At 63.6% G+C, this 3678-nt stretch carries 3 protein-coding genes; 1 reads left to right on the forward strand and 2 read right to left on the reverse strand.

All coding sequences use genetic code 11. The features are described from left to right. Window positions 1-105: 105 nt before the first annotated feature. Both B3361_RS21655 and pap read right to left on the reverse strand, forming a co-directional pair. On the reverse strand, window positions 106-1068 hold the full coding sequence (locus B3361_RS21655; RefSeq protein ID WP_029888098.1) for a DMT family transporter: 963 nt from the start codon (window positions 1066-1068) through the stop codon (window positions 106-108). Between the two features lie 134 nt (window positions 1069-1202). Next, on the reverse strand, window positions 1203-2696 hold the full coding sequence (gene pap / locus B3361_RS21660; protein WP_009681696.1) for a polyphosphate:AMP phosphotransferase: 1494 nt from the start codon (window positions 2694-2696) through the stop codon (window positions 1203-1205). A 181-nt stretch (window positions 2697-2877) separates the two neighbouring features. Between pap and mnmD the strand changes: the two genes are divergently transcribed. Further along, window positions 2878-3678 (forward strand): tRNA (5-methylaminomethyl-2-thiouridine)(34)-methyltransferase MnmD (gene mnmD / locus B3361_RS21665; RefSeq protein WP_286920355.1); only part of this gene is annotated, 801 nt, incomplete at its 3' end.

Genomic DNA, 3678 nt, shown 5'->3' on the forward strand with positions numbered 1-3678 from the left:
CGCCGGTGTTCGCGGGCACGCCCGCTCCCACAGGGTGCGCAATGCTCAGGCCTGAGGTAACCCCTGTGGGAGCTGGCTTGCCAGCGATGGGGCCAGTACAGGCGATCAAGGAACATGGGCCAACCGCGCCCTGCGGGCACGCCAGCCGGCTACCAGCGATGGCCCCAACGCCACCAGGGCCGAGCCGAACACCACCGTCACCGCCCCCACATAGCCCAGCGCATTGATGTCTTCAGCGTGCACATAGTCAGGCCATACCAGCGCCGCCAACGCCACTGCAACAAAAGTCACCAGCGGCGTCAGTGCCAGCGTGGCACTCACCCGTGATGCCTCCCAGTGCGCCAGCGCTTCGGCGAACGCGCCATAAGCCACCAGGGTATTCAGGCAGCATGCCAGCAACAGCCAGCCCTGCACCGGGGTCAGTTGCAACGCCTGCAGCGGGTGCACCCAGGGCGTGAGCAGCGCGGCGCAACTGAGGTAGATCACCATCATGACCTGCTGCGAATGCCACACCGTCAACAACTGCTTCTGGCTCAGGGCATAGAACACCCAGATGCTGGTGGCCAGCAATATGGTCAGCACACCCGTGGTGTAGGCCCCCAGCGAGGTCAGCAGTTCGTCCAGGCGCTGGTTGAAGAACAGGCCAAACCCCGCCAGCAGCACCAGCAGCCCTACACCCTGCCCCAGGCTGAAGCGCTCACGGAATACGAACACACTGGCCACCAGCAGCAACACCGGGCCAATCTGCACCACCAACTGTGCAGTACCCGGGCTAAGCAGGTTGAGCCCGATCAGGTACAGCACGTAGTTGCCCATCAAGCCGAAGACGGCAACGGCCACCAGGCCCTTGCCCTTTGCTGGCAGTTTACGAATGGAGGGCAACCGCCGCTGGGCCGCCAGCCAGGCAAACAGCAGGCCGCCCGAGACCAGCAAGCGGTACCAGGTGACGGTGATCGGGTCGACCACTTGCAGTACCTGCTTGAGCTTGATCGGCAGAATGCCCCAGAGCAGCGCCGTCAAGAGTGCCAGGAACAGGCCATAGCCCCAGCGGCCGGAAGTGGTATGCATAAAGTCCTCGATCAAGCCCGTGGTGGCGATTGCTTGATTCTACGGGCTTGCTGGGGAGGTGCGGGGGAACGTGCCGAGAAAAGAATTCATCAGGTCATTCTTTTGCAGCATGGCTTGAGGCCAAACCCGGCAATCTACTTCTTGTGCTTGGCAAACGCCGCCTCAAGCGCCTCGTTGATGGTGCGCAGCACCTTCACCCGGGCCCAGCGCTTGTCGTTGGCCTCTACCAATGTCCATGGCGCAATCTCGCTGCTGGTACGGTCGACCATGTCCCCCACGGCCTGGGCGTAGTCATCCCATTTGTCCCGGTTGCGCCAGTCATCCTCGGTGATCTTGTAGCGCTTGAACGGGATCTGCTCGCGCTCTTCGAAGCGCTCCAGCTGGGTCTGCTGGTCGATGGCCAGCCAGAACTTGACCAACACCACCCCGGCGTTCACCAACTGTTCCTCGAAATCATTGATCTCGCTGTAGGCGCGCATCCAGTCAGCCGGCGTGCAGAACCCCTCTACCCGCTCCACCAGCACCCGGCCATACCAGGAACGGTCGAAAATGGTGAACTTGCCCCGCGCCGGAATGTGCCGCCAGAAGCGCCACAGGTAAGGCTGCGCGCGCTCTTCTTCGGTGGGCGCGGCAATCGGCACGATACGGTACTGGCGGGGGTCCAGCGCAGCGGCCACCCGGCGGATGGCCCCGCCTTTGCCGGCAGCATCGTTGCCTTCGAACACCGCCACCAAGGCATGGCGGCGCATGCGCTTGTCCCGCAGCAGCCCGGCGAGGCGGGCCTGCTCGGTTACCAGTTGTTCCTGGTAATCGGCCTTGTCCAGGCGCACGCTCAAGTCCAGCGCCCCCAGCAGGCTGCGGTCATCGATGCTACGCCCCAATGGGGCCACGTTCCCCTGGTGCTTGCCCTTGGGGTTGTTGGCCAGCGCGGCCTGCAAGCTTTCCAGCAGGATGCGCCCGACCGCCAGGCTACGGTAGTTGGGGTCGACCCCCTCGACGATGTGCCACGGTGCATAATCGCGGCTGGTACGGCGCAGCACGCGCTCGCCAAAGCGTACGAAGCGGTCGTAGGTTTTCGACTGCTGCCAGTCCAGCGGGCTGATTTTCCAGCTGTGCAACGGGTCGTCCTTCAGCGATTTCAGGCGCGCTTTCATCTGCTTCTTGGACAGGTGGAACCAGAACTTGATGATCAGCGCACCTTCGTCGCAGAGCATTTGCTCCAGGCGTTCGGCGCCGGTGATGGCCTGGTCGAGCACGGCATCCTTGAGCACCCCATGCACCCGCCCCTGCAGCATCTGGCTGTACCAGTTGCCAAAAAACACGCCCATCCGCCCCTTCGGCGGCAAGGCCCGCCAGTAGCGCCATGCCGGCGGCCGGGCCAGCTCTTCGTCGGTCTGCTGGTCGAAGGTCAGCACATCGATCATGCGCGGGTCCATCCACTCGTTCAGCAGCTTTACCGTCTCACCCTTGCCAGCGCCTTCAACGCCGTTGATCAGCACGATCACCGGGAAGCGCGCCTGCTGCTTGAGTTCGTACTGGGCTTCGAGCAGGGCCTCGCGCAACGCGGGCACCTCGGCGTCGTAAGCCTCCTTGTCGATGCTATGGCCGATTTCGGCGGATTCGAACATGCAATGGCTCCTTCAATGGATAACCAAGACTAGCGGAATTCGAAGCTGCAAGCTGCAAGCTGCAAGAAAACGTAAGCCATGCCACCATCTGCTTTTTCTAGCCACTTGCGACTTGCGACTTGCGACTTGCCACTTGCCACTTGCCACTTGCCACTTGCCACTCATCTCCAGCGAACCAGCCATGCCTGAATCCACCCTTCTCCAGCACGCCCAGATCGACTGGGACGACCAGGGCCGCCCCCATTCGCGGCAGTACGACGACGTCTATTTCGCGGTCAACGAAGGCATCGAAGAAACCAAGCATGTGTTCCTCGGCCAGACCCGCCTGGCCGAACGCTTCGCCAACCTGCCCGCACACAGCAGCCTGGTGATCGGCGAGACCGGCTTTGGCACCGGCATGAACTTCTTTTGCGCATGGCAATTGTTCGACAAGCATGCGCCCAGCGGTGCACGCCTGCATTTCGTCAGTGTCGAAAAGTACCCCCTGGGCGCTGCCGACATGGCCCGCGCAGTACGCCTGTGGCCGGAGCTCGCCGCCTACACCGAGCCGCTGCTAGCCCAGTATGTGGCGGTGCACCCCGGCTTTCAGCAGTTCACCTTTGCCGAAGGCCGGGTCACCCTGACCCTGCTGATCGGCGATGTGCTGGAGCAGCTGCCGCAGCTCGATGCACAGGTCGACGTGTGGTTCCTCGACGGCTTCGCCCCGGCCAAGAACCCCGACATGTGGACCCCGCAGCTGTTCGCCCAGCTGGCGCGGCTGTCCCACGCCGGAACAGTGCTGGGCACCTTCACCACCACCGGCTGGGTGCGCCGCAGCCTGGTCGAAGCGGGCTTCGCCATGAAGAAGGTTCCGGGTATCGGCAAAAAGTGGGAAGTGATGAGCGGCGCCTACGTCGGCGCCCTGCCCGCCCCTGGCGCCCCCTGGTATGCACGCCCGCCCGCCACGCCGGGCCCGCGCCAGGCACTGGTGATCGGCGCCGGG

The sequence above is a fragment of the Pseudomonas sp. UBA6699 genome, from assembly GCF_002454615.1.
Taxonomy (GTDB): Bacteria; Pseudomonadota; Gammaproteobacteria; order Pseudomonadales; family Pseudomonadaceae; genus Aquipseudomonas; species Aquipseudomonas juntendi.

What these genes read in the sequence shown, in the direction of transcription:
- pap (WP_009681696.1), bottom strand. Translation starts at nt 2,696, where the DNA reads ATGTTCGAATCCGCCGAAATCGGCCATAGCATCGACAAGGAGGCTTAC.
- B3361_RS21655 (WP_029888098.1), bottom strand. Translation starts at nt 1,068, where the DNA reads ATGCATACCACTTCCGGCCGCTGGGGCTATGGCCTGTTCCTGGCACTC.